18 protein-coding genes are annotated in these 26,590 nt (G+C 46.2%); 6 read left to right on the forward strand and 12 right to left on the reverse strand.

Annotated features, from left to right (window positions below; all coding sequences use genetic code 11):
• Positions 1–66: 66 nt before the first annotated feature.
• Positions 67–4,125: a two-component regulator propeller domain-containing protein gene (locus ACYVD4_RS17505; protein WP_460948004.1), complete on the reverse strand. Its 4,059-nt coding sequence runs from the start codon at positions 4,123–4,125 to the stop codon at positions 67–69.
• A gap of 464 nt (positions 4,126–4,589) precedes the next feature.
• Here ACYVD4_RS17505 and ACYVD4_RS17510 point away from each other — a divergent pair, with 464 nt between their 5' ends.
• The 4 genes from ACYVD4_RS17510 to ACYVD4_RS17525 all read left to right on the forward strand — a co-directional run bounded on the left by ACYVD4_RS17510 (position 4,590) and on the right by ACYVD4_RS17525 (position 9,132).
• Positions 4,590–6,326 carry a gliding motility-associated C-terminal domain-containing protein gene (locus ACYVD4_RS17510; RefSeq protein WP_460948006.1) on the forward strand — a complete coding sequence of 579 codons (1,737 nt, stop codon included), beginning with the start codon at positions 4,590–4,592 and terminating at the stop codon, positions 6,324–6,326.
• A gap of 90 nt (positions 6,327–6,416) precedes the next feature.
• Positions 6,417–7,097: a hypothetical protein gene (locus ACYVD4_RS17515; protein WP_460948008.1), complete on the forward strand. Its 681-nt coding sequence runs from the start codon at positions 6,417–6,419 to the stop codon at positions 7,095–7,097.
• Positions 7,097–7,780, forward strand: coding sequence for a response regulator transcription factor (locus ACYVD4_RS17520; RefSeq protein ID WP_460948010.1), 684 nt, complete (start codon positions 7,097–7,099; stop codon positions 7,778–7,780). Before ACYVD4_RS17515 ends, ACYVD4_RS17520 begins: the two co-directional genes overlap by 1 nt.
• Positions 7,781–7,800: 20 nt before the next feature.
• The gene (locus ACYVD4_RS17525; RefSeq protein WP_460948013.1) at positions 7,801–9,132 is read left to right on the forward strand and encodes a HAMP domain-containing sensor histidine kinase; all 1,332 of its coding nucleotides are present in this window, start codon (positions 7,801–7,803) and stop codon (positions 9,130–9,132) included.
• 52 nt (positions 9,133–9,184) lie between these two features.
• Here ACYVD4_RS17525 and ACYVD4_RS17530 read toward each other — a convergent pair whose 3' ends face one another.
• Positions 9,185–10,327 carry a PepSY-like domain-containing protein gene (locus ACYVD4_RS17530; protein WP_460948015.1) on the reverse strand — a complete coding sequence of 381 codons (1,143 nt, stop codon included), beginning with the start codon at positions 10,325–10,327 and terminating at the stop codon, positions 9,185–9,187.
• A gap of 230 nt (positions 10,328–10,557) precedes the next feature.
• On the opposite strand from ACYVD4_RS17530, the gene ACYVD4_RS17535 reads away from it, so the two are divergent.
• On the forward strand, positions 10,558–11,952 hold the full coding sequence (locus tag ACYVD4_RS17535; protein ID WP_460948017.1) for an amidohydrolase family protein: 1,395 nt from the start codon (positions 10,558–10,560) through the stop codon (positions 11,950–11,952).
• 274 nt (positions 11,953–12,226) lie between these two features.
• On the opposite strand, the gene ACYVD4_RS17540 is transcribed toward ACYVD4_RS17535, so the two are convergent.
• From ACYVD4_RS17540 to fabG, 9 genes are all read right to left on the reverse strand, one after another.
• Positions 12,227–13,228 carry a hypothetical protein gene (locus ACYVD4_RS17540; RefSeq protein ID WP_460948019.1) on the reverse strand — a complete coding sequence of 334 codons (1,002 nt, stop codon included), beginning with the start codon at positions 13,226–13,228 and terminating at the stop codon, positions 12,227–12,229.
• Between the two features lie 66 nt (positions 13,229–13,294).
• Positions 13,295–14,536, reverse strand: a complete 1,242-nt coding sequence (locus ACYVD4_RS17545) for an MFS transporter (protein ID WP_460948021.1) — start codon at positions 14,534–14,536, stop codon at positions 13,295–13,297.
• Between the two features lie 285 nt (positions 14,537–14,821).
• Positions 14,822–15,529, reverse strand: coding sequence for a hypothetical protein (locus tag ACYVD4_RS17550; RefSeq protein ID WP_460948023.1), 708 nt, complete (start codon positions 15,527–15,529; stop codon positions 14,822–14,824).
• Positions 15,530–15,633: 104 nt separating this feature from the next.
• On the reverse strand, positions 15,634–16,893 hold the full coding sequence (locus tag ACYVD4_RS17555) for an arsenic transporter (RefSeq protein WP_460948025.1): 1,260 nt from the start codon (positions 16,891–16,893) through the stop codon (positions 15,634–15,636).
• An 826-nt stretch (positions 16,894–17,719) separates the two neighbouring features.
• Complete coding sequence (locus ACYVD4_RS17560) at positions 17,720–20,521, reverse strand: bifunctional aconitate hydratase 2/2-methylisocitrate dehydratase (RefSeq protein ID WP_460948027.1); 2,802 nt, start codon at positions 20,519–20,521, stop codon at positions 17,720–17,722.
• 270 nt (positions 20,522–20,791) lie between these two features.
• The gene (locus ACYVD4_RS17565) at positions 20,792–21,781 is read right to left on the reverse strand and encodes a methylenetetrahydrofolate reductase (RefSeq protein WP_460948029.1); all 990 of its coding nucleotides are present in this window, start codon (positions 21,779–21,781) and stop codon (positions 20,792–20,794) included.
• 288 nt (positions 21,782–22,069) lie between these two features.
• Positions 22,070–23,410, reverse strand: a complete 1,341-nt coding sequence (locus ACYVD4_RS17570) for a spinster family MFS transporter (RefSeq protein ID WP_460948031.1) — start codon at positions 23,408–23,410, stop codon at positions 22,070–22,072.
• A complete protein-coding gene (locus tag ACYVD4_RS17575) occupies positions 23,383–24,345 on the reverse strand; it encodes an alpha/beta hydrolase (RefSeq protein WP_460948033.1) in 963 nt (320 codons plus the stop codon). The genes ACYVD4_RS17570 and ACYVD4_RS17575 overlap by 28 nt, the downstream gene beginning before the upstream one ends.
• Before the next feature lie 216 nt (positions 24,346–24,561).
• Positions 24,562–25,248, reverse strand: a complete 687-nt coding sequence (fabG, locus tag ACYVD4_RS17580; RefSeq protein ID WP_460948610.1) for a 3-oxoacyl-ACP reductase FabG — start codon at positions 25,246–25,248, stop codon at positions 24,562–24,564.
• A 265-nt stretch (positions 25,249–25,513) separates the two neighbouring features.
• Here fabG and ACYVD4_RS17585 point away from each other — a divergent pair, with 265 nt between their 5' ends.
• Positions 25,514–26,128, forward strand: a complete 615-nt coding sequence (locus tag ACYVD4_RS17585) for a trimeric intracellular cation channel family protein (RefSeq protein WP_460948035.1) — start codon at positions 25,514–25,516, stop codon at positions 26,126–26,128.
• A gap of 17 nt (positions 26,129–26,145) precedes the next feature.
• Here ACYVD4_RS17585 and ACYVD4_RS17590 read toward each other — a convergent pair whose 3' ends face one another.
• Positions 26,146–26,586: a porin family protein gene (locus ACYVD4_RS17590; RefSeq protein WP_460948037.1), complete on the reverse strand. Its 441-nt coding sequence runs from the start codon at positions 26,584–26,586 to the stop codon at positions 26,146–26,148.
• Positions 26,587–26,590: the final 4 nt, after the last annotated feature.

Genomic DNA, 26,590 nt, shown 5'->3' on the forward strand with positions numbered 1-26,590 from the left:
ATCGTATATGTGTGGGCTGACGTTTTACGTAAAATCAGCATTAAACAGGAATTGAACATGTAGCCGTTAAGTAAACCTTTCTGTTACTGCATATTGCTCTGAAAACCCTGTTGGAGATACACCATATAGCTCCTTAAACGCCACCGAAAAATTGTTTACGTTCGCATAACCTACGGCAAATGAGACTTCTGAAACACTTAGCCCTTTAATGGTTAGCAATTCCGCAGCCTGTTTCATCCGAATGTTTCGGATCAGGTCTCGGGTTGTTAAATTCGTTAACTCCTTGAGTTTACGATGCAGATGCACCCGACTGATGCCTATATCACCAGCGATCATTTCAACACTCAAATCAGGGTTATTCAAGTTCTTGTTGATTACCAAATGAACTTTCTCCAATAACTTTTCTTCAGCAGCCTTTATACTGATCTTTGAAATGAACTCCTCCTGATACTGCTGTTCATTTTCGTTGTTCTTCAGGATCTGCCTGTTTCGGATCAGGCCCTTAACAGTTTTTAATAATATGTCAATATTGAACGGTTTAGTGATGTAAGCATCTGCTCCCATATCGAGCCCCTGAACATTACTTGACTCCTCGGTTTTGGCGGTCAAGAGAACAATTGGTATATGGTTGACCAGCGGGTTGGCTCTCATTTTACGACAAAGCGTCATTCCGTCCATAATGGGCATCATTACATCACTAACAACCAGATCAGGTTTCTCTTTCACTATCCCTTTATAGGCTTCTTCTCCATTAGCATAGGAGAATACGCTGTACTCTTCTGATAATTCGTCGAAAAGGTAGTTGCATATTTCACTGTCATCATCAACCACCACCACACGTCTCGATTTCCGTCTGATTCGCGCTTTTATAGGTTCTTCAGGTTCGGGTAAGCGTTGGACAATACGTGTAAATGGGACCACTACTGGGAGTTCAGCAGGAATAACCTCGTCGACAGAGAGCATTATCGCAAAACAGCAGCCGATAGACTCTTTATTTTGGACTTTAATAGTCCCGCCGTGTAATTCTACGAGTTGCTTTACCAAATGAAGGCCAATGCCCGTACCATATTGATTATAGTCCCGGTGGTCGGCCGATTGGTAGAAGCAATCGAATATCCGTTCTGTCTCACTCTCATTAATACATTGGCCAGAATCTTCGATTGAAATAACCAAGTTCTGTTTGTTCTTATCTAATTTTTGAATAGATGGCTTTACTGTCAGAGTTACCCTAATTGTCCCACCGATCGGCGTAAACTTGAATGCGTTCGACAGGATATTGATAAGCACCTTATCAAAATTCAGTGGGTCAATACGGGCAAAAACTGAATCTGCCGGAAAATCCGTAACAAAGTGAATTTGCTTGTCCTGAATCTGCTCTTCGAATAACTGACAGGTCTCATTGATGAAGTGCACGATATCTACTCTGGCCAACTGCAGGGTCATCTGTCCTTTTTCGATCTTGCGGATATCCATTAGCTGACTAACCAGATCCAGTATACGTTTTGTATTACGCCCCATAATCTCATACAAGTGCCTACGGTCTTTATCCTGATCCTGACTAATCAGTTTTTGCAGCGGACTGACAACTAGTGTCAGTGGAGTACGTATCTCATGAGCAATGTTGATGAAAAACTGGAGTTTAGCTTCATTGACCTCTTCGAGTCGTTGATGAGCCAGCCTTTCCTCCTGGGTTCGTCGTCGATTACGGATCATCCGGTACACTAAACCCGATAGGAGCAGGAGCAGTAAGCCATAAACAATCTTCGCCCAGATCGATAAATACCAGGCGGGGTGAATAACGATGGTTACCTGATGCTGGTCCGATACGGCATTCGTAGCATTCGCTTTTAACCGAAACACATACGTTCCCGGTGCTAAATTGTCGAAGGTTAATCGGTTAGCCCCTGGACGTAACGCCACCCAATTATTGTTATTGATCGAATACAGGTAAGAGACGCGTTCGGCATCAATAAAATCCATAGTGGAAAACTCCAGAGTAAATGAGTTATCCTGATGCGACAAGTGAAATTCGCGGGCACTATTGACGGTTGTGTCGATTACTTGATAACCACCTGATGTTGTCCCCTTTCGGACCGGCTTATCATGAATGTAGAGATCCACAATCTGCACCGACAGCCGTTTGTTGGCGATACGTATCTCATCCGGTTTAAAATGGGTAATTCCATTTACGCCACCGAAGTAAAGCTCACCATTGTCCGTTTCGATGGATGCCCCCTGACTAAATTGATTATCCTGAAGTCCGTCGGCCGAATAGAAATTGACAAACGTATTGGTTTCCATATCCATTCTGGACAAACCTCGATTAGTACTCAGCCACAAATGTCCGTCGTTGTCACCCCGGATGGCACTGATCAGATTGCTGGGTAAACCATTATCCATATCAAACGAGGTAACCTGCCCGGTTGAACGACTAATTTTTTTCAACCCCTGAGATGTGCCTACCCACAGATTACCTTTATCATCGTCGAACAGCGAATAGATGACAACGCCCCTTAGAAGGCTATTACGACCAAACGTGGAGACAAAATTTTCTGTATCCAGATCCAGACAGGCCAGGCCGTTGAATGTACCGATAAACAACTTATTGTCTTTGGAGATGAGCAGACAGTTGATCCAACTATTCGGAATATAATTGTCGGTTGGCCGGTACAATTTGCTGGACAGCGCGTCAAAGTTTTTGACGTTGCCAGAGCGGAGATCCAGAGAAAATAAGCCGGAACCCATCGTAGCCACCCAAAGCCGCTGCTGGGAATCCTCTTTAATGCTAAAAACCCGTTGAACATTATCGCCGTTCTTATCGACAATCTTACTGATGTAGCTGCTTTTTCCTGTTTTTGGGTTGAATTGCACCAGACCGCTTAGATAGGAACCAAGCCAGACATTTTTCTTGGAGTCCTCGTAAATAGCCATGATATTGGATGGTACAGGCCCCTTTTCGGTATCAGGTTTATAGTGTATACTGGTGGTTGTGCCAGGCAAAAGTGTATATAAGCCATCGTTGTCAGTACCTACCCAAATCGCTTTTTCGGTATTCTGGAATAAAGACATGACCGTACTTGAGCCGATAGAATTGCGGTTAACCGACTTGTAGCCTATGTAACTGAACCGATTTGGGTTACCTGCCAGCAGCAACAGACCCTTCTGAAAAATTCCGATCCATAGATTCCCCGCTTTGTCTTCCAGAATTGAATGCAGCTTGGATTTAGAAAAATCGAAGGTGGTCACATTCGTGTTCAGGTCGAGAATTTTGCTGGTTGCCGGATCGAAATACTTGAGGCCTTTTCCACTGGTGGCAATAACAATCTGGTTGTTCCGATTCACGAGCAACTCCTCAATCGGAAGATCTGTACCTCCATTATACAGAATGGCAGTAAAAGATTGACTGGCAGGTGCATATTGATACAGCCCGCTGCTCATGTTACCAACAAATAGACGACCGTACCGATCCTGACAAATACTTTTTATTACGTTGTTCTGCACTTTTTTGTATCCAAAGAAGGCCTTGACCGTGGAGCCGTTAATTCGATACAGTCCTTTATCTTCGGTGGATACCCATAAATTCTGATTAATGTCCTCGAAAATCTTGATAATCAGCTCGCTGGGAATATTTAGAATGATTTTTTGGGCCCAAAGTTGTTCTCTATTTCTGGTGAGTTTAAAGATGCCCCACCCTGAGGTACCAACCAGAATATCCCCATTTTTTCGTTGGCACATACTTACTATACGCGTGCTAATGACGTCTCCATTATCCAGTTTGAGGGGAATATTGTGAAAGGAATCACTGGCCGGGTTGTAATACTGCAAACCATCGATTGAACCGACGTACATTCTACCTGCTCTATCCTCAAACAAGGTTTGAAGCAGGTTATTCAGTATTCCGGTGTCGTTTTTTTTATCGTGCCTGTATACTGTGAATTTGTTCCCATCGAACCGATTTAAGCCGTCTTCAGTGGCTACCCACACAAAACCACTACGGTCTTGATGGATATCACTGACCACACCACCCGATAAACCGTTTTCGACCGTAAACAATTTATCGGATTGGGCCAGCGCGGTGTAAGAACACCACAGCCAGAAAATAAGGAATAGGATTCGTTGATTCATGTAATATACTTTTTGCTTTGCCATTAAATCATCTACCTGCATAAAGGCTCAGCAACTAAGTTATCCTTATTCTAGTGACTTTTCCATACCGTCCACATGACAACGGGTCTACTTTTAAACACATTGAAAAGCATCCAGAGTTATTTCCTCTACGTTAACTTCTCTGTTGCGACTATCGCTTGTATGTATCTTTTCAGGTAATATGAATCAATCCAATACTAACTGAGGACAAAAGTATATTGACATAATCCAAAAACGAACAAAAGCATGTTACATGATTAATTGGCTATGTTACATTTTTGGGAGTTAGTCTAAATGAACGCGGCTGCCCAACCGCAAAGCACTGATAGTGGTGGCAAACTCAATCGGATTTTGAAGACCTTAAGACAATTTAATCTTATCCTAAGCTCATCCTTAGACCACCCAACGTATTTAGCCTCCTCAACCAAGGACTACTAACTACGTTGGGCACGAAACGAACGATCTACCTTATCTTTCTCTTACCCGCAATCAGTACACCACTTTTTGCCCAGCTCGATTGTAATAACATTGGCTTTGAACTGGGAAAAACCGACGGCTGGACGCTGACCAATGGACAGGTAACGAATAAGGGGCAACTGGTCGTCTTTCAAAGCGAAACTACCGGAACGCTTGAGAACGGACACCGAATCACAAGCCTGAGCGATGGCAACGATCCCAAAATAACTACTGAGGCAATCCCGATGGTCGCACCCGGCAGTATGCACTCGATTCGTATTGGCAACGTAACCCGTGGGAGCCGGTTTGACCGTATTAAAGGGTCGTTTTTCGTTACGGCCGACAATACGTTGTTTCAATATAAGCTGGCCGTTGTTTTGCAAAATGCCAATCACGAGGCTTACGAAAAACCAGGCTTCACCATCCGAATTACCGATAGCGATGATCAGGAATTGCCCTGTAGCTTTTACGATGTGCAGGTTTCAGCTGCCGGTACGGTCGATGGATTCAAGACGCAGGGCGATATCCAATACCGCAACTGGACCGTTGGGGCGATCGACCTGCGCAATTACGTAGGGAAACGTATCACAGTGGAAGTGACAGCGCACGGCTGTACACATAATGGTCACTTTGGCTACGCTTATTTCGATGCACAGTGCCTTAAATCGGAAATAAAACCAGCGTCGGCTTGCCCCGATGCGGAAGGTTACGTTATCCTGAATGCTCCCGACGGTTTTGAAAAATACACCTGGAACACCGGTCAGACCACTCGCTCGGTTCGAGTGAAAGCAGCAGTCGGCCAGAAATATTGGGTCAAAATAACGCCGTTCTCCAGCCTGAACGCAAGTTGCGAATTCCAGCTCGACCATCAGATTCGTTTTCAGCCCGTCGAAACCACAGTGGTAAAGAGCATTTGTGAAGGCGACGGGTTTGTGGTGGGTGACACGACGTACCGCAGCAGTGGTCAGTTCACACGCACCATCACCCACACCGCCCTGTGCGACAGCACCGTCAAACTAACCCTGACCGTCAAACCGATAGGTCGTTCAAAACAGGATGTAACCATTTGCGAAGGGGGCAGCCTGACCGTTGGCGATTCAACGTATCGCCAGGCCGGTACGTATGTCAATTACTTCACCAGTCCATCGGGATGCGATAGCGTGGTTACTACTAGACTAACTATCAATCAACTGGCTATCCAAATCAACCCTGACGTAACGATCACCCAGGGCGATAGTACGCAATTAGACGTAGTGGCAACGCCATCGGGTATCTATACCTATCAGTGGCGTTCTGCCGATCGCTTAAGTTGCCCCACCTGCGCGCAAACCTGGGCAAATCCATCGGCCAACACACAGTACGTTGTGCAGGTTTCGGATAAAAGCGGGATTTGCAGACAGGAAAAATCCGTTACGGTGACTGTCGTTCCGTGTGGCCTGTATCTGCCCACCGCATTCTCGCCCAATGCCGATCAGATGAACGATTTCTGGGAGATTAAGGGTAATTCCTGCATTCGACAGATCCGAAAAATGACGATATACAACCGCTGGGGCGAAGTGATCTATCATCAGGAAAACGTCGCACTATCGGACCAAACCCGTTGCTGGGACGGACGGTATCAGGGGCAGCAGGTCCTCGCAGGCGTCTATCCCTACACGATTCAGGCCGAACTAACTAACGGTGATTTGACAAATTATCAGGGCGTTGTCCAGTTGGTTCGATAAGATGGTTAGTTACCTAGTAACCAGTCATTAATTTATTTCTGATGGCTCGCTAATCAAAACATATTCTGACTAAAAAGGTAATCCTATTGAATGCGTATTCACCAATTGTCGCCTATGACCCAATCACTACGTTCATTTATTACTTTCTTTCTCCTGCTGTTGAGTTTGATGCGAGCAGTAGCCCAGACAACTACGTCCATTTCGGGCCGGGTGCTTGGCTATCTGGCAAACCGGGTTGGTGATTATGATGGACTACGATTACGAATAGCAACGGGGGAAGTTCACTTATCTTTCCCACCTCATGCAGCCGCTCGTATCCGACCGATAGCCGCAACCGGGCAGCAAGTAACTGCCGACGTAGCGCCCGGACTAGCCCGGCCAGTGCCCGGCATCCAGACGGAAGAAAAAAACAGAACGATACCGATAACCTACCGGTTGATTCGGCTCCGTAACGAGAAATCAGGCATCACGTTTCAACTGGCCGATTTCCCGCCACCTCCACCCCAATCGGGGCAGTTGGTGCAATCTGAGGGGCCACTGGTGAAGAAGCTATACGATGAACAGGGACGATTAACAGCTCTACTGACCGATAAGTATTTACTTGAATTAAAACCCCATCAGATTGAACAAATAAGCTCACTGCTGGACGGGGTCAAGCGAGTAGGGTTTACCGGATTTGAACGAACCGCAGAAGGCTTTGTCAATCAAACTGGTCGGCCCGTGTTACATCCTACTTCACTAACCATCCGAGGCCAAACGTTTGCACTCTAATGAAAATTCTGCTGATCGACGACGAAGAAAAACTCGTTTTGCACTTGCAAAAAGGCCTTCGACAGGCCGGTTATACGGTCGATACTGCACTGTCGGCAGCCGCTGGTCTCGAACAGGCCGCAGTGGGTAGTTACGAGTTAATTCTGCTGGATTTGATGTTGCCGGGAACAACTGGTTTCGATGTGCTACGTACGCTGCGGGCGTTTGGTATCGACGCGCCAGTCATGATACTAAGTGCGCTTAATCAGTCCCGACACGTAGTCGAGGGGCTGGATTTGGGTGCCGTCGATTATCTCCGTAAACCCTTCGAACTGGACGAACTGCTGGCCAGGATTCGTACGGTACAGCGCAGCCATGCCGGAAGTCGACTGGCCGTTTGGCGAGTAGACGATCTGACTATGGACCTGGCCAGTCGTCAGGTCAGTCGGGCAGGCCAGCCCATTACGCTAACACCCCGAGAGTACCAACTGCTGGAGCAGCTCATGCGCCAGGCCGGACGGGTTCTTTCGAAAGCGCAGTTGACCGAAAAAGTGTGGGAGTCGGATTTCGACCGGGGTAGCAACGTAGTAGAAGTCCACGTACATCAGCTTCGTAAAAAAATTGACCGGGGCTTTACGGCGCCCCTACTCGAAACGGTCGTTGGCGTTGGTTACCGGCTCAAAGGAACGCTTGAGATTAATTAACCCTTCTATCTTTAGCGTCTATGGTAGTGTTTCGGCCAGTACGTAGTATTCGGGTAAAGATTGGTCTGGTCTTCGGCCTCACGTTCTTCCTAGGCTTTGCGGGGGCAGCTACCTATGTGTTTCATGAAGTAAGAAAGGTCTTGATTCAACAGGAAAACCGGGCCATGACCGACCGGGCCATCCGGCTATCCGAGCGAACCTCGCTCTATCCGCTGGTGATTCCCCTGCCAGATCGGGGCGAAATGCTGGCACTGTGGTATACGACAGGACGGTTCTCCAAACGGCTTTACCAGTCGCCTAACTTCCCGGTGAATCCCGGCAACATGGGCAATAGCTCGGCCATGCAGCTCGATACGTTTCAACTGGCCCGTTACGTTCGAAATGCGGAAGGCGGCTACGGCAGGCTGACGACTATCGTAGGACATAGCAAACGGCCGCTGGCCCGTCAGCTACAACGGATTGGCTGGTTACTAATCATTACTCTTCTGTTGAGTATGATGCTGTCTGGCCTGGGTGCCTGGATACTAAGTGGCTGGCTGCTACGTCCACTAAAAACCATCATCACCTCGGCCCGCTCTGTCAACCTCGCCGAAGAGGTTACCCCCATCCCGACACCCAATTCGAACGATGAGCTGAAGGAGTTAGCTGAGACAATCAACGACATGCTGGCTCGTATCCGGCAGGCCGTCGATACCCAGCACAACTTTTTTGCAGCCGCTTCGCACGAACTACGTACCCCACTTAGCATCCTGCGTACCGAAATCGAAGTGGCCCAACGGGAAGCCATCAACGACCGCGAACGGAATTTTCTAGCCAGCCAATTGGCTGAGCTACGACGATTAAGCCGTCTGGTCGATGATTTACTGGCGATGAGTCAGCTTCGGGCGGGTACGCTGCAGCTCCGCCCGGAAGCCATCGAACTCGATGATATGACGCTCCAGCTAACAGAACGTTATCATTCGTCGATTAACCAACGGCAACTTTACCTGTCGGTGCAATTGGACGATGCGGCTCCTTCGCTCACCGTCCGCGCTGACCATGACAAGCTGACCAACGTATTGTTGAACCTGCTCGACAATGCCGTTAAGTATGCCCGACCAAATACCCAGCTTGACCTGAACATCACCGCACAAAACGACATGATTATCTGGTCACTAACCAACCTGACCAGCGTTCCCATCCCCGACCCGGACCGCCTGACGCGCGAGTTTTATCAGGCCGATACCCGCCACGATGGCTATGGGTTGGGCCTCTGGATTAGCCACCAGATTGTTCGGCTGATGGGTGGTACGCTTTCGGTCAGTGCAATAAATGATACGTTCCGGGCGGAGGTTCACTTTACTAACCAATAAAACCAGCCCCCTTTGGAGACTGGTTTTATTGGTTAGTGTGACGTGGCACTAATTACCCTTTTGCTTCGGCCTTCAACAACTCACCGGATGCTGAGAATCGAAGTTTGTACAATTGCTGCCCAATAGCCAGATCGACGTTGTATTCGCCCGTGGTTCCCGTCGGGGGAGTGTGCATGTCTGCCGCTAGAAATTTATACCCGCTGAAATTGGCCTGCAAATACGACGTAATGACCGATGGTAATTTAGTGGCATCCAGAATAAACTGATGATTAGCCGCAGTAGGTGGGGTAACCGTTCCCGATGCAGGTGGAGTAGTCGTACCTGATGCAGGCGGAGTTGGACCACCTGGCTTCGGCCCTGGGCCAGCCACTGCCGTTGTTGAACCCGGTCCGACTGGCCCACCCGGACCCGCTGGAGCAACCTGTGTTCCTGCCGTATCGAAATGCAACACGATGGGCTGGCTATTAATAAATAGCTTGACATCATACGTAGTCGTTCCGTCGTGAATGTGTTGCTCGGACCACCCGTAGGTATAACTCGAGTAGGTGCTGCTCAACGCGGTTTTGACAGCATCCGGCAGATTATCCCGCGATACGTAGTTGACCGAGTGCGTCGTGTTCAGATTACCGGGAGCCGTATGCGCATCGCGAAACGTACCGCTACCATCAAAATGAACGTCGACCCGTTGATTGTTAGTCAAAATTTGCACTCGGTACTCCTGCACAGCTCCACTAATCCGCATCGATTCAGCAACAACAAGCTGATAACCAGCATACGTCTGATTGAGGTAACTGCTTACCGAAGCGGGTAGTTGCCCAGCCGTCAGGCGTGTAACGACTTCTCCCCGTGGCCCGGCAGGCCGGTTCGTTGGCGAGCCATTCGTATCGAAGAAATAATCGACGGGAACGCCATTTTGCAGGACGGTCACTTTCGTTCCCCAATAGGTCGTCGTACCGGGCTGAATCATTTTTTCCACACGTATCAGCGTATAGCCCGATACGTTCTGATCCAGATAATTTTTTACCGACGCCGGTAGTGTTGAAGTTGGCAAGGCAACTAAACCCGCTGACACACGAGCACCAAAAAGCACACTGGTTTCAGTCGCCTGAGTTTGATCGGGAACCATCGCCGTTTTACTGCAACTTGCGGTGAGCAGCATTACCAGAACGGCAACGGATAAAAGGGTTCTTTTCATTGGCTTATTTGTTTGTTTAGCCAAAGGTGACCTCGCCAGATGAAGATTCCCTTAAGATAGAATTAATTCCAGGCTGAACATTCTCCAGTAAAAAAAGTACTACCATCAACGTCTTTTCAAATGCTTGACAATAGCAGATTTAGACCTGAGTATGGGAGTTAACCTATCGATTGATTTGTGTTTATTCGAAGAACTAGGTTATGATCGCTTCTTGAGATATGAGCTTATCTATGAACCAATTAATTCTCACAACCCTGCTTGTTCTGACAACGTCGGGCCTGCTAGCCCAGACCTCTTCCCATAGATCGTTCCTCATCAACGACGTGAATGTCATTCAGATGACCTCACCCAATAAAGTCCTCTATCATGCCAAAGTGGTTATTACGAATAATCACATCGAATCGATTAACGGAGCGGTTATCAACGATGCAGTCGTCATTGACGGAAAAGGGAAATGGCTTATTCCAGGACTGATTGATATGCACGTTCACCCGCTGGCCGATTTTTCCATCAATCCGCCTTTGCCAACCCAACCACCCAGTTTTACCTTCAACACACAACATCTCATGACCCCCTATATTACGAATGGGGTGACCACGATATTCAATCTGAATGCCAGTACAGAGTCCTTTTATCAACGGAAGGAAGTCGAAAAAGGCTACGTGATAGGACCTCGTATGGCGCTGGCCGCTCTCATTAATGGGGGGAGCGGGCCGGGCAGAATAGCGAATACAGCGGAAGATGGTCGTCAGGCCGTTCGAGATGCCAAAAATGAAGGATATGAGTTTATAAAGCTCTACTCGAAGTTAAGCTCCGAAACATTTATCGCCATTGTAGATGAAGCCAAAAAACTCGGATTAAAGACGGTTGGGCATATACCTGATGCGTTTCAGGGAAAGCTGAAACAAGCTTTTGTCCCTCATTTTGGACTGGTTGCCCATGCTGAGGAATTCTCCAAGCAGGCCAGAAATTTTAGTAATCAGGAAGCCCAGCAATTTGCAGAGCTGGCCAGAGAAAACGGAACCTGGCTATCGCCTACGCTAACGGCAATTGTTCGAATCGCCGATCAGGTACGTTCGCTGGATAGTATAAAAGCGTTACCAACGTTATCTTATGTGCATCCGCTACTGCAAAGCAAATGGTTAACGGCCAACAATTACAACAAGAATACTAGTCCGGAACGAGTCGCTTATTTCGATAAATTGATCCAATTTCATAGTCACCTAGTACGTGCGTTTAAAGAAGCTGGCGTGCCGATAGTTGCCGGAACGGATGCCGGAGTTTCGGGGGTGGTGTGGGGGTTTTCATTACATGATGAACTGGAGTTGTTAGCAAAAGCCGGGTTAACTTCTGAAGAAGTACTGGCTTCAGCTACCCGATTGTCGGCCATTTGGCTGGGAGTGAGCAGTCAGGTGGGAACAATTGAACCGGGGAAACTGGCCGATCTGGTTTTGCTGGATGCCAATCCACTGGAAGATATTGCCAATACCCGAAAAATTTCGGGTGTATTTGTCAATGGTCAGTGGTTAAGCAGCGGTAAATTAAGAGCTATGCTCATCGAGTTGTCAACATGGAACAGAGCCCACAAAGATCAATTTGACTGGAAAACAATAATGGGTAAATAAAGAACCGTCTTCCTATTTTTTTCAAAATACATTGTTGGTGTTCGTTTTATTATTTCTACTATATAAACTTCATCGGCGGTCTTCCTTGCATAGTTGTGTCCTTGTTTCCTACCTGTTCTCAGACAACCCTTCGGGGCATTTGTTGAGGGAGCCAGACCTCTACCCTCTCGTAATCATGAAAAAGACTAGCCGCCTATCTGTGTCAATTGAAAACGCCAGATTGATGATTAACAATCCAGCATACTGGCTTTTGATAAAACGACTTATCGATTAACTACCGCTTCCGGGACTGTCTGACAATTTCATTGAGCAGTATAGTTAAATCATTGTTCATTAATTGAAGTTCGGTTGCTAGTTGGCCCAGCATAGTCGAGCGAACGGTTAGCTCTTCAGCGGTGTAAAAATCCCCGTCGCCAAAATAATCGATTTCCTGTCGCTTACGGTGACGTGCCTGCTTCGCTTGCGTATCGAGCGACAACATAATGTTCCATCGGCTCCGCAGGGCATCGATCAACGGGGGGCTACCGGCCGATTTCGGTTTATTAACGTAGTACCAGACCAGCGGAGGAAAAACGGTTGATGTGGCCGGATGCGTCCATATATCCCGTAGCGGATTGCGCAAGTGACGATAATCGGCTTTGCAAGGTTTTTGCCAAAGGGACGTAACACCCAGACCCGCTTCCGACAGGCCGCCCCCAATACCGACCCACTCACCAGCATTATCATGGCTGCCTAATTTAAGCATACCAACCGCTAAGGCCGTCAGCGCACCGGTCGTGATTGCACTAATAGTCAGAATCTTTTCCCGGCTGTTTTCCTGCCGAGTGAGTAACGTAGCGGTTAAGGTAGCCCGTTTGCTGTCGCAGTCGACCAGCGCAACCGCCGTGGCAATATCAAAGCTGGCCAATTGAAGCTGATCGGTCATTTTTTGACGTATCGTCAGGTATTCGTTCGAGGCTGGTCCATCGGAGGTTTGTTCCCGTTCCAGCAACGTAGCGCGTACCAACAAGGGCGTAAGTCCTACGGCTTGCGCCATCCGAAGCCCACGCTCACCGTAACGCTGCCGAAGCAGTGAATCGTCCGTTGAGCCAGACAGTAAATCAACAGGGTGAAAGACATAGCCCGACGTACCGCTGGAGTCAATTGCACAATTATCACTTGCCACTTTTGCCAACATGGATGCCATCTGTCGTGATGTCATACAGCCAGTAAGCGTAGCGGCAAAATATAAACTTAGTAGGTAAACTGGTATTCTGTTCAGTGGAAGGTTGGTCATATACTCTGTGTCAATCAGTAGTAGTGAGGAATTGATCAGCCAGTGCCGATATGTGTTCCGAAGAAGTCAGCTCGCCTGTGAACTCGTTTCCGGCACGAAAAACCAGAGTACGACCAGAGCGACGACGGCCAGGGCGGCCAGGGTCAAAAAAGCAACATGGTAACTCGTCTGTTGCAACAACATTCCGGCAAACGCATTGCTGAGCGAAGCCCCTAACCCAACGGCTGTAGCAATGGCTCCCTGTGTAGTGTTGAACAGGCCTGACCCGCGCGTCAGGTCCGAGACAATTAGGATGGACAATACGCCGAAAATCCCCGCGCCCACACCGTCCAGAATCTGAATGGCAACCAGCAACATCGGGTCACTCGTGAGGGTATAGAGCAAGCCACGGATGGGCAATACAGCAAAGGCAATGATTAACAACCGCTTACGTCCACCGGCTGCTAATTTTCCGGTTAGGTAACTGACGGGAATCATCACGATCTGCGCCACAATGATACAGGCCGACATGTAGGCCGATGAAGCTCCTGCACTGATTCCCCGAGCAAGTCGCTGACCAAGCAGCGGTAACATGGCGGCATTGGCAAAGTGGAAAAGCACACAGGCCAGCGCAAAAAAGAGAATCGACCGATTGTGGAGTATGGCCTGCCAACCTGATGGTTTGTCGTCTTTATTCTGATCCTCTTCCTCCGTACAGCCTCGCGCCAGTTGATGGTCGATGTCTTTTTCTTGAATGCGCCAGATTGACAGGCTACTCATGACCGACATTCCGGCCAGCAGCAGAAAAATCCCTTTTGTGCTGACGTAGTAGCCTAGCAATCCCGCCAGCAAAGCGGCAAATACGTTCCCAGCATGGTTGAAGGTTTCATTACGTCCCACCCGCTTATCCAGAGCTTTAGGCCCAACCAGTCCCAGCGTAATGGCGGCAACGGCCGGAGCAAACCAGGCGGCTGCTACGCCCATGATGGCCTGCCCGCCTATAATCACAGGGTAAGTCGGTAAAGTAATTGTGATGATGGCAGCAAAAGCAATTAGAAGCGATGCGATGATCGAATAAATACGTTTCTGACGGGTTCGGTCAACCAATGCGCCTGCCGGTGTCTGGGCCACCACAGTAGCAATACCCATCACCGACATGGCGATACCAATATTCTGCGCATCCCAATGCAGCGTCGTTAATAAGTAGATAGCCAGATATGGACCCAGCCCATCCCGAACGTCTGCTAAAAAGAAATTGGCCACATCCAGCGCCTGCAGACTGGATGAACTTGGCTGCCGGGTCGCTGGTTTCGTTGGTGATTTAACCATTTTTTAATGATTAACGAATGCTGTTAAAATGAATGATGAGATAACATCGTTCAGGCTACGTAAATAATGTACCAAATCGGACGGATGGCCTTGATTACAGCTTAGTGTCTGATTTTTAAGGAGCAGCCTTTCGCGCATTCCACAGCTACTTACTTCTCCTGTAGAGAAAAATACCTACTAGTGGTGCTGGATATACTCATGGTTAATACGAATCATTCTGGCATGACGAATGACTCATATTAACCATGACAACGAAATCACGAGTTTTTGTAAAATGAATCCGCTTTAACGAACCAGAAACGATTGGCCGTTTACGGTGATCTGCGTAGCATTGATAATGGTCTGTTTCGAGAGCCGAACCTGGCCTTCACCAATCGGATGAACGTAGCCCTCTACCGAAATCGTGCTTTCTTTGGGGGCTACACTAACGAGCTGAGTCGCTACGTGAGGAGGCACCCGTACCAGCGTCTGGTCGCTCAGGCGTAAGCCGTTGACCTGTCCCTGTCGATCTAGCTGATAGTCTACTACTTTTCCTTTCACACTCGTGGGTGTCGGGGTGGGCAAGGTCGCAGGAGCAGCGGGTGGCGTTTCTGTTAACACGGTTTTGCCGCTGGTCAGACTAGCCAGGCGAAAAACAGTTATCCCTTCGGGTGTTGTGTCAGAAGAACCAGTCACGGTTACTTTACTACCCGCCTTGGTAGCGGCCTGAATCGCCTGACCCATGTGAGCAGGAAACCGAACCGCGACGGTTTGCGAACCCGTGTTGATGGTAAATCCATCCAGAACCGATTCGTCATTGGCCGTGAACTGCTGAACTGTACCGGAAAAAGTTGTCAGAGCAACCATACCGGGCACTTGTAGTGGACGGATACCGGCAAAGGCAACAGGGCCAGGTCCACGACCGGGACCTAGTGAGGGTTGTGCTTGCGTTGTCAATGCGACTGCCACACCAATAATGATTAGCAGAGATAATAGCTGATGGTTGCGTTTCATAATTCATAGTTGATTAATTACGAAGGCAAACCTACCGCATCCGTCTAAGAGCAATCTGAGGAAAAAATTAATTTCTCTTAAGTTTCAGCTTAAGAGAAATTCTATCAAAAATAGTGATAGAAGAGCCAGATAGTGCCCAGCGTACAGAGTAGCGGAATCGTCATCACCAGAGCACCCAGTTTAAGAAACGTCCAGGCGCTCACCGAAAGTCCTTCCCGCCGTAATGCCACTAGCCAAAGTATTGTAGCCAGCGAGCCTGTAACGGATAGATTGGGTCCTAAATCAATACCAATCAGAATGGAGCTTTTAATCGCTTCGGGCAACTGGCCCACCTGAACCACAGTGCCCGCAATTAACCCTGCGGGCAAATTGTTGACCAAGTTGCAGGCAATAGCTACACTGATGCCACTAAACCAGGTTGTTTCAGATACCGAACGGGTTGTATTTGTCCGCAACAGTGTGGTCAGTTCCTCAATCACCCCCGTCTTGGCTAGGGCTTCTACCAGCACAAACAACCCAGCCACCAATGGTAGCACAGACCAGGAAACGCCTTTAATAACGACCCAGGGATGTTTTTTAGCCCGAAGTAGTACCAATGCCGAAGTGATAATACCGGTAATGGCAGTGGGCAGTCCTAAAGGTTCATCAAGTGCCGACGCCCCCAACAGGATGAGTGCCGTGGCAGCAATACCGAAAATGGCCAATTGTCCACCTGATGAAAGCATTGGCACCGTAATATCTTGGGCAACAGACTCACGTAGCGCGTCGCGTTGGGAAAAGCGTAAGACTAGATACGTAGTGACAATCGAGATAAAGGAGGGCAATGTATAGTGACCAAGCCAGACCAGTAAAGGAGGCATATGGGCGCCGTAAATAACCAGGTTAGCGGGGTTGGAGATAGGCAGAACAAAAGAGGAGGCATTTGCAATGAACGCACAGATAAACAGATAGGGCAACGGATTTTTAACCCTTGCCGTTTTCACTGCGGCCGCCACCGCCGGAGTGAGCACCACAGCCGTAGCATCATTCGACAAAAAAGTCGTTACAACTACACCCACCAAATAAATCAGCCCAAATAATCGACCGGCCGAGCCAGTAGCCCGAACAGTTGCATGAGCTGCCAGCCAGTCAAATAGCTTTTCTTCCCGAGCGGTTTCGGCTAGGAGCATCATGCCCGTTAGGAATAGATAAACGTCCAATCCTTTGGCAATCCCCGACAGGCTTTCGGTAGGAGTAATCAAACCAAGAGCAAGCAACAAAACTGCTCCCCCAATGGGCCAAATGAATTCGGGGGTTTTAAAGGGGCGGAGGATAACCCCCGCAATCGACAAAAAAGTTATAGTCCAGATGAAGCTGTAGGTCATGTGGTGGTAAAATTAGCTTTGTTATTCCGGCTCTTCCCCAATTTCGTGCCGGAAACGCTGTTCGGTACAAAGTGAACGATATCTCATGCCTAAAATCATTCGGAGAGTTTTGTAGCGATTTAATAAAATACTAAAACGACCAGCTTAGGATAAAATTAATTTTTCTTAAGGTATCCGGATTCACTCTGTTCTTCTATACGTAAAATCTGGAACATTAAGGCGCCCGGTTCAGAGTAATGGATAAGATACTATTGATGAAGAAGTATAACGGTACTCCGTGGTGCCTGCGCAATCCGCTGATTCAGAAGGCTCGTAATGACAATCATTTACGAAAAGATTGCCTTAACAACCAAGTCCCTAGTGACCAATTATGATTGATTACCGATGTTTCAAGCCGCATGGTATGGACAATCCATTCGAAAAAGGTCGGCTTTAAGCGGTATTTCCAATAAGCTACGGTAATAGTTTCGCCTATCTTATCTATTGGCATTGAAAACAGGTCTTACACGAGTGTGCAGGATGTTGATCACACTTGACACCGGTCTGCGTTGAATGCGTTGATCCATACTTTGGCAGTTTTGGTGGCATCCCATTTTTATGAAACCAAGCCCTGTTCCTTTGTCAAATCAAGCCGAATATAGTCCCGAATTTACGTTAAGCTCAAAAGACGGTCAAACGTTTGAATCGCTTCGAGATCATACCATAAAAAAGGGTTACACAGAAATAGTGCAACCCTTTTTTATGACAATAGCCCAATATATGGCCTAATTAAGCTATCAACCTTTAAAACTAGATCATTTTATAGGTTGATAGCTATTTAAGAAATCTAAAAGGAAACCTGATGAGCTGTTGCTGGAGTCGTCATTTTTTGAATAGGCGGTGAAAACTGAGTTAGCTTAATACCTTTTACCGCAACTTTATATTCATCAATGGTAGGGGTTCTACCCAGAATGGCAGAAAGGACAACCACTGGGGTAGACGCCAATAATGACTCTCCTTTCTTGCGGTCTGAATCTTTCACCACCCGTCCCTGAAACAGACGAGTAGAGGTAGCCATCACAGTATCGCCTTTCTCTGCCTTTTCCTGATTACCCATGCACAGATTACAACCGGGCCGCTCCAGATACAAGATGTTTTCATACGCTGTGCGAGCAGTAGTTTTAGGAGCCGCATCATCGAATTCAAATCCTGAATATTTTTGCAGTACATCCCAATCCCCTTCTTCTTTGAGTTCAGCAATGATGTTGTAGGTTGGGGCTGCCACGACTAAAGGAGCCTGAAACTCAACTTTCCCATAGTGATCTTCCAGGTTTTTCAGCATTTTGGAAACGATCTTGATATCTCCTTTATGCACCATACAGGAGCCAACAAAACCGAGATCAACATGCTTCTCACCTCCATAATACGTAAGATCGCGGATAGTATCATGCGTATACCGTTTTGATGCATCCACATTATTTACGTCTGGATCGGCAATCATTGGCTCATCAATGATATCCAAATCGACTACGAATTCTGCATAATATTTAGCGTTCTCGTCAGGGGTTAATGGGGGCGTTTCTCCCGATCTGATTTGATCGATCCGTTTATTAGCTTTATCGATAAGGCCTTGAAGTACCTGTTTCTCATTATCCATGCCCTTTTCGATCATGATCTTGATTCGATCTTTCGCGATCTCTAAGGATTCGATAAGGGTATCAGGCTGAGAAATACAGATCGACGCTTTGGCTTTCATTTCAGCCGTCCAATCGGTGAAGGTAAATGCCTGATCAGAAAGCAACGTACCAATGTGTACTTCAATCACTCTTCCCTGAAATACATTCTCTCCGTTGAATTGCTTCAACATCTGTAACTGAGTAGCGTGCACCACATCCCGGAAATCCAGGTGATCATTCATTTTACCTTTGAACGTCACTTTTACGGATTCAGGGATGGGCATAGAGGCTTCGCCCGTGGCCAACGCAAGCGCAACTGTGCCGGAGTCTGCCCCAAAAGCAACACCTTTCGACATCCGGGTATGCGAGTCACCACCAATAATAATCGCCCAATCATCAACCGTAATATCATTAAGTACCTTATGAATTACATCGGTCATCGAATGATAGGCTCCTTTGGGGTCCCGAGCAGTGATGAGACCGAAGTCATTCATAAATCGCATCAGCTTGGGAATATTCTGCTGCGATTTGCTATCCCAAACCGATGCCGTATGACAACCCGATTGATAGCCTGCATCTACAATTGGCGAAATCACCGTTGCCGCCATCGACTCCAACTCCTGAGCCGTCATCAATCCCGTTGTATCCTGAGAACCAACAATGTTTACCTTGACACGCACATAAGAGCCTGCATGTAACGTAGCACCAGAGGTTCCAACCGCATTTCTATTGAATATTTTTTCGACAGCAGTAAGACCTTGTCCTGGATTCGAAATCTCTTTGGATGGGGCAAATACAGTTGGAGCCGTAATGCCAAGGGTTTGAGCGGCAAACGTCTGTAGTTTTTTACCAAATTCGATGGAATAAGACCCTCCAGCCTTCATGAATTCGATCTTCTGAGGAGTGAATGCTGAAGCCACATCCATTATCTCATGTCCATCTTTGTACAGCTTTTTGGTCTTTGTATTGACGGTCAGAACCGTGCCAGTATCTACCGAGTAGGATTGTTCTAAAATGGGCTGACCGTCAGCATCAACTACCAGCTTACCGTTTTCATCGAACTTTTTAACCCAGTTTTTAAGATCTAATCCAATTCCCCCCGTTACGCCAACGGTTGTTAGAAAGATAGGAGAAATCCCGTTTGTTCCGGCCACCACTGGAGCAATGTTAACGAATGGCACAAACGGACTGGCTTGTTTACCAATCCACAGTGCTACGTTATTCACGCCTGACATCCGCGAAGAACCTACCCCCATAGTGCCTTTTTCAGCAACCAACATGACCCGTTTATCAGGATGTTTTTCTTTAAGTTCCTTTAGTGCAGCTTGTTGAACTTTATTGTGTTCAAACATACACTGGCCATGAAGTTCACGGTCTGATCTGGAATGCGCATCACTTCCCGGCGAAAGTAAGTCTGTCGAAATATCGCCAATACCAGCAACGAACGTTACTAATTCAATCTCTTCAGGAATATCTGGCAACTTAGTATAGAACTCCGCCTGAGCATAACTTTCAAGAATATCTTTAGCGATTGGGTTACCACTGTTATACGCTTTCGCCAAACGATCGGTATCAGCTTCGTAGAGAAAAACTTGAGTTTTTAAGACCTCTGCGGCATTTTTTGCGATTGTTTCATCATCACCCAATGCTAAATCTAACAATACCTCAACAGAAGGTCCGCCCTTCATGTGAGACAATTGTTCAAAAGCAAAGGCAGGCGAAATTTCATTTACGGCAAACTCTCCAAGAATAATTTCCTTCAAAAACTTCGCCTTTACACGAGCGGCACTGGTGGTTCCCGGTAGTACATTATAAATAAAGAACTTGAGTGAATCCTCTCGGTACTCATGGTTTGCATATTTAATTTGTGCAATGACCTCGTCCATCAATTCAGCACCGTCAATCGGTAATGGATGAAGCCCCTGAGCTTCTCTTTCTATAATCTGTTTTTGATACTCACTATATCTGCTCATAAATTGAACCTTTCGTTCAAGAAGTTTTGATAAATTATGCAAATTTACAAACCTAAACAATTAATCTAAGAACGTTTTGGGAAATTGAGAAAGGTGGAAAAACCATACCAACTTTATGGATGCTCAATGACAAAGCCGTAGATTGACGGACGTAAGCCCTGTGGTATATAACTTATTTTGCTCTTGCCCACTACGTATTAGAAGTCTTCAAAATAAGGTAGAGCAAATTGCTACGTACTTATGACCTTATAACCAGATTTCCCTATTTGCCTACGCTACGTACTGGACCGTACTTTGGTTGTCGTTTGTGGTGTCATGAGCTTTCGGCGCCTTCCTAATTCCTCTACGTTCCAACATCAGTCCTATTTCAGACGCCATATAAATAGAAGCCTCAATCTCAGCTTTCCGAATAGCTACACTTTCAATATTAAAGCCGAACGGAATAGCATGTTCGGTACAAAATGTGGTTAGTTCCGACGCAATGTCGAGGCATAACTTTACTGATTTCTCCAGAATGTCGTCCGATTTTTTTAGCTCATCTTTTAGCTCATCCGGAACATGAATACCCAACCACTCCATAAAATGAAGCGTCTTTTCTGACCCGCAGGCGGTTATAGTGAATATAATTGTCGGAGGTTTTATGTTCTGCTCCTTGCACGTCTTCCCTATATCCTCGATTAACTTTCTGGCGTAATCAAGATTGAAAATACACTGTGAAATAAAGTAACTCACCCCACAGTTCATCTTATCCAGCATTCTGACGTCCTCATCCTTCAATACGTAATGTCTTTCAGGAATAGTTACTGCCCCAATAGCCGATGAATCCTGATACTGGCGCCATAGCTGATATGCTTCGGGAAGGCTAGTTTTTACCGGAAAATCGGGAGCCGGTACACCCACAAAAACTGGAAATGAATTGTGTTGGTGTAGATTTTCAAGCCAATCAGTTAGTTCCTCACTTGAAAATTTACCAGCAGGCCGGTAGATTATTTTGGAAAAAGGTAACGTATTCAGATAGTTGGAGGAAAAAACAAATGGATCGAGTGCATTAACAAACGGGAAAGGTCTTTCGGCCGTTGTCCGCGCAGACTCATCCTGTACGTCATAGACTACAAGTGCATCAATATCCAATCCCATTAGTCGCTCCATTGTTTTTTGGGCAATCTCGGCAACACGTTCAGGAGAAGTGCCAGCTTTGGGTGGAGTGATTCCGTAAAGTAATACGCCTGATTCTGCAGATTTAATTTTTTCTAGAAACATGAGGTAATTAAACTTGGGCCTTTCTTCTGTTGGTAAGGTACTAGCTAGCTTAAAATAGATTTAGTATTGCGATTCTGTTCTACCCTTCATCCATTCTTTTTCAATTATCACGCCTAAAATTACAACACGTAGCGTCATTCTGCGTGTTTATATTTCATTTATACTACGTAGTGACTATCACTGATAGGCAACAACATTATTACACATTAGCGTTGACGATGAGTTAAATGGCCTATTGGCTCCTATGCCGAACGTAGCATGTGTGTCTCTCTGGCACTCTATCGAAGATTAATTTTGTGCCTTATCAACCATCTGTCGGTAGGGTTTCAGTGATAAATACATAAAAAATACTCCTAGAAGCGTTCCGAGAATCGTCACGATCAAAATAGAATAACGTATCATCGTGGTATCCTGAAAGTATTTATCCGTTAATAAAGCAACTGAAAGGGGGCCAAAAACCAAACCTAAAATATTGACTATGAACAAATAAACAGCAGAAGCCATAGCACGCATCCGGTTAGGTGTTACTGCAGCAATGGCTGCGGTACCCGCGCCAAGCGGAGAAGATGAAAAGAAAGCGACTGGTATAATAGCACACGCAGCCCAAATACCCTCAGACATAAGTGGGAATACCCAACCAGTTAGTGAAAATGCTCCAATTAGATAAACACAGGCTCGCAATCGGCCATCCTGATAGCCTTTCTTTATCAGGTTATCGGCTAATTTTCCACCAAACCATAATCCTAATGGGCCTAATATGAAAATCAAAATTCCGAAAACAGACCCTGATTTTGATGCAGACCAGCCATACGTTCTGACGAAAAAAGAGGGTATCCAGGCTGAATTGGCATAGTTTACCAGCGTTAAAAAGCCAAGTCCCAGATTTATCGCCATATAGGTCTTTGCGTTTTTCAGCATAAAAATCCAGGTTTGGGTCAACGTCGCCTTATCTCCTTCCCCTCCTTTACGAATCGGCTCTTTTATTCTTGAAATCAGAAAAACAATTAACAGGCCGGGAAGTCCTACAACAAAGAAAACCACCTGCCACGGAAACACGTCTCCGATCAGTGGGATGTGCCACATCGTTTGTACTTTAACTAGATTTATGACAAGACCACCAATTAAGAAGGCCAAACCTGAGCCAATGAAAATGCCCATATTGTAAACGCTATTCGCCATAGCCAGTTTACTTTTTGGGAAAAGGTCGGCAATCATCGAATAGGCTGCCGGAGAAAGAGTGGCTTCGCCTACACCCACGCCCATACGAGCAAAAAACAGTTGGGTAAAATTACCAGCCATACCACAAACAGCCGTCATGAGCGACCAAAGGCCAATACCCCAGGCTACAATTTGTTTTCGACTGCGCAGATCGGCCAACCGGGCAAGAGGAATTCCCAAAAGGGTATAAAATATACCAAATGAGAGTCCCATTAACAGGCTAATTTGGGTGTCTGAAACCTGTAAATCCCGTTTAATGGGCTCAACTAGCAACGAAAGAATCTGGCGGTCAATGAACGATGAAACATAAGCCAGAGTGAGTATCCCAATAACATACCAGGACTGGCGAAGCGCGGTTGTAGATTCCAAGAGATTGAATTTATCTATTCCAGTAAAGTTTTGTCTAACCAAGCAACCACCTGATTCCAGCTTTCTACCGGAATTTTCGCATGCGTCGTATTTTTCATGACTAAAAATTCTTTCTGATTGCCCGGTACAAGATTGTAAAACTCATGTGCTTTATCGAGAGAAAATAATTCATCCTTATCGCCCATTCCTACCAAAACCGGACTATTTAACGTAGTAGGCAGCCGAAGTTCCTTAACATTCAACATGGTCAAAAACCGAAGGGTATACCTGAAATTGAACAGAGAATCTTTAGTCACGGTCATCCCTTCCCGATAATATTCAGCCGCCTGATGCGATGGACGGAAAATAGAACTGGCGAAAATCCTTGCTTTATCAAAAAATGTAGGCTGTGCTGCTACGCCCTTTCTGCCCTCATAAGCCCCCGAAAGTAAGACTAATCCAGAAATTTCATTGGGAATAGCATCGGCGACACAGATTGCAGACGCTACGCCTAAACTATGCCCTAGAATAACCACTTTGGGAAAGCCAAGCTTTTTGATGTAGCGTACTGATTCTACTAAATCAGCAATCCATCTGTCTTTGCCTGGACTATCTCCCCGATTGCCTCCCGATAAACCATGCCCTCTATAATCTAACCCAAATGTTGTATAACCTCCGGCCGCCAGGGGTTTACCCGCCATATCATATGGCCCACTATAGGCGGTGATGCCGTGAAAAATCAACACAGCAATGTCTTTTTTTGATGAGATAATACTATCGGGATTCCATCTTCTCAGAAAAAGTGTTTCCCCATCCGACGTAGTAAACAACTGATGGGGCCCTGTAAAATTCTGTCTTAAACTGGCCGCTTTTTCAGGAGAAATTCCGATATGTTTAGTCTTTGGTTCAACCGGTAGAAATGCCAGAATTAATCCAATTAGACAAACAGTTCTTAGGAAGACGATAATAGCTGTTAAGATTCGTATACCAATTTTCATGATAATTATCATTATTATCATGAATAAATATACTTTTCCGCTTTAATCCTACTATCTACGAAGGTTTACGACACAAACGATTTATAAAAATGAGGCTATGATAAATGTTTAGTGAAAGTTCACTACGTTGGTTTAGTATGAAGGGCTTATGGTTACAGACGTACGTAACGATATAGGAATACCCTTGTTACTAAAAAAATTCTTTATACGAAGAAATTAACCAAGGTAAAGTCCTCCGTCAACTTCCAGCGTCTGGCCGGTAATAAATGAGGATTCACTAGAAGACAAAAAAAGTGCTACGTTAGCAATATCTTCTGGTTGGCCCAGGCGACCTACCGCAATACGTTGCTGAATCATTTGTTTCAGCGAATCGGGTACTGCCTCAAACATGGAAGTTTGAATAGCCCCGGGCGCAATAGCATTAACTGTAATGCCATATTTCCCCAGCTCGCGCCCCCATACTTTAGTCATACCAATCAGCCCGGCCTTTGTTGCTACGTAGTTGGTCTGGCCAAAATTGCCATGGATACCTACCGACGAGGCCATATTAATAATTCGCCCATATTGTTGGCCAATCATAGTTTCCATTACGGCCTGTGTACAGTTAAGTGCCCCTGTTAGGTTTACATCAAGCACTCGTTGCCATTGTCTGGCATCCAGTTTGCGTAGGGTTGCATCTTGTGTAATACCAGCATTGTTAACCAGTATATGTATGCTCCCGAAACGACTGACAACTGAATCCACAGCCTGCTGAATTGCATCGGTTTTCGTAATGTCGATGCCAGCCATGCCCATTACAGAGAATCCTTTTTCACTTAATTCCTCAGCAGTACGTTGAGTTGCCTCAGCATCGACATCCCAGATAGCAACCTGAGCTCCTTCCCGGGCAAACCGTTCAGCAATAGCGCTCCCATTCCCCCTGCGCCACCCGTCACTATGGCTATCTGTTTGTTTAACTTATTCATGTTTTAGAGTTTTATGCACTCCGATAATTCGGCCAGTACGTATCGGCAATTAGGTAAATATAGAGATGTTGTGGAACTTTGTGACAGCCTTTACAGCCGGACTACTGACCCTAAAAGGGGGCAAATTGTTCATTTACTAGCCGATAAAGTCGTTTTCTATTTTATTAGATCAGGTTGGCGTTTAATTAGTCTCATCCATATATATGGTTATTTGGTACATAATTGATTTAGTGGGTACAAGTGTCTTTGCGATCTCAGGGGCACTTTCTGCGCTTAGTAAAAAAATGTATCACGATATAATCGCTTTATTTTTTATTGGCTTTCTAACAGCAGTAGGTGGGGGTACAATTCGGGATGTAATTATGGGCTCCTATCCTATCGCCTGGATACGAGACCCCAATTATCTGATTGTTATTATCGGTAGTGTTCTGATTGCTGTTTTCTGCCGTAAATGGTGGCGTAGTACTCTCAAACGTACTTTATTGATCTTTGACACCATCGGGATCGGGCTTTTCACCATTTTGGGCCTACAAAAAGCGCTATTAGCGGGCGTAAACGAATGGGCCTCCATTCTACTTGGCATCATCACAGCTCTTTTTGGCGGAGTGATACGTGATACCTTGGTAAATGATTTACCGCTTATATTAGACAGACAGCTTTACGTTACGCCTTGTCTGGCTGGCGCCTTGCTTTATCAATTAGATAGAACGTTAGGAATGGACTCAACCCTAAATGTTGTTGTATCAGCAGGATTAATCACATCAATCCGATTGCTCGCCATTCGGAAGAACTGGACACTGCCCCGAATTCAGGATTGAGTGAACCCTGTTTTCAATTACTTTTTTAGCTGATATTGAATACCGACACTGGTCTGCCAGAGATTAGGATATGACGAAGGGAACCAGTTCTTTCCGGCTATAGCTTCAACTGTCAGTCGTTTTCTAAGCTGATATTGAATACCAATACTGGTATTGGTTTGCCAGTTGGTATTACGTAGCGTTTTTTGAGAGGATTCTACACTGGCGGGCTGTCCATTCCCATGATGATTTTTTCCGCATAGTCCCTCTGCCTGACCGAACAGCGCGTACTTATCTGCTTTTATAAAATAATACCGAACAGATCCGCCAGCCCCCAGATAAGAGAGTTTTTGGTTTGAACGCTCTTTCTGATACCGACCAACCACAGAAACTGACCATCTGTCGGCAAGGAAATATTGAATTTGGGGCGAAAAAAAGTTAGCCGTAGAGGTATTCTCCTGACCGATGTGTAACCCCACTGTT

The sequence above is a fragment of the Spirosoma daeguense genome (assembly GCF_054776875.1).

Excerpts from the sequence above, each read along its gene's own strand:
- ACYVD4_RS17530 (WP_460948015.1), bottom strand. The coding sequence starts at position 10,327 with ATGAAAAGAACCCTTTTATCCGTTGCCGTTCTGGTAATGCTGCTCACC.
- ACYVD4_RS17535 (WP_460948017.1), top strand. The coding sequence starts at position 10,558 with ATGAACCAATTAATTCTCACAACCCTGCTTGTTCTGACAACGTCGGGC.
- ACYVD4_RS17545 (WP_460948021.1), bottom strand. The coding sequence starts at position 14,536 with ATGGTTAAATCACCAACGAAACCAGCGACCCGGCAGCCAAGTTCATCC.
- ACYVD4_RS17515 (WP_460948008.1), top strand. The coding sequence starts at position 6,417 with ATGCGTATTCACCAATTGTCGCCTATGACCCAATCACTACGTTCATTT.
- ACYVD4_RS17520 (WP_460948010.1), top strand. The coding sequence starts at position 7,097 with ATGAAAATTCTGCTGATCGACGACGAAGAAAAACTCGTTTTGCACTTG.
- ACYVD4_RS17585 (WP_460948035.1), top strand. The coding sequence starts at position 25,514 with ATGGTTATTTGGTACATAATTGATTTAGTGGGTACAAGTGTCTTTGCG.
- ACYVD4_RS17555 (WP_460948025.1), bottom strand. The coding sequence starts at position 16,893 with ATGACCTACAGCTTCATCTGGACTATAACTTTTTTGTCGATTGCGGGG.
- ACYVD4_RS17505 (WP_460948004.1), bottom strand. The coding sequence starts at position 4,125 with ATGAATCAACGAATCCTATTCCTTATTTTCTGGCTGTGGTGTTCTTAC.
- ACYVD4_RS17575 (WP_460948033.1), bottom strand. The coding sequence starts at position 24,345 with ATGAAAATTGGTATACGAATCTTAACAGCTATTATCGTCTTCCTAAGA.
- ACYVD4_RS17525 (WP_460948013.1), top strand. The coding sequence starts at position 7,801 with ATGGTAGTGTTTCGGCCAGTACGTAGTATTCGGGTAAAGATTGGTCTG.
- ACYVD4_RS17565 (WP_460948029.1), bottom strand. The coding sequence starts at position 21,781 with ATGTTTCTAGAAAAAATTAAATCTGCAGAATCAGGCGTATTACTTTAC.
- ACYVD4_RS17540 (WP_460948019.1), bottom strand. The coding sequence starts at position 13,228 with ATGACCAACCTTCCACTGAACAGAATACCAGTTTACCTACTAAGTTTA.
- ACYVD4_RS17550 (WP_460948023.1), bottom strand. The coding sequence starts at position 15,529 with ATGAAACGCAACCATCAGCTATTATCTCTGCTAATCATTATTGGTGTG.
- ACYVD4_RS17560 (WP_460948027.1), bottom strand. The coding sequence starts at position 20,521 with ATGAGCAGATATAGTGAGTATCAAAAACAGATTATAGAAAGAGAAGCT.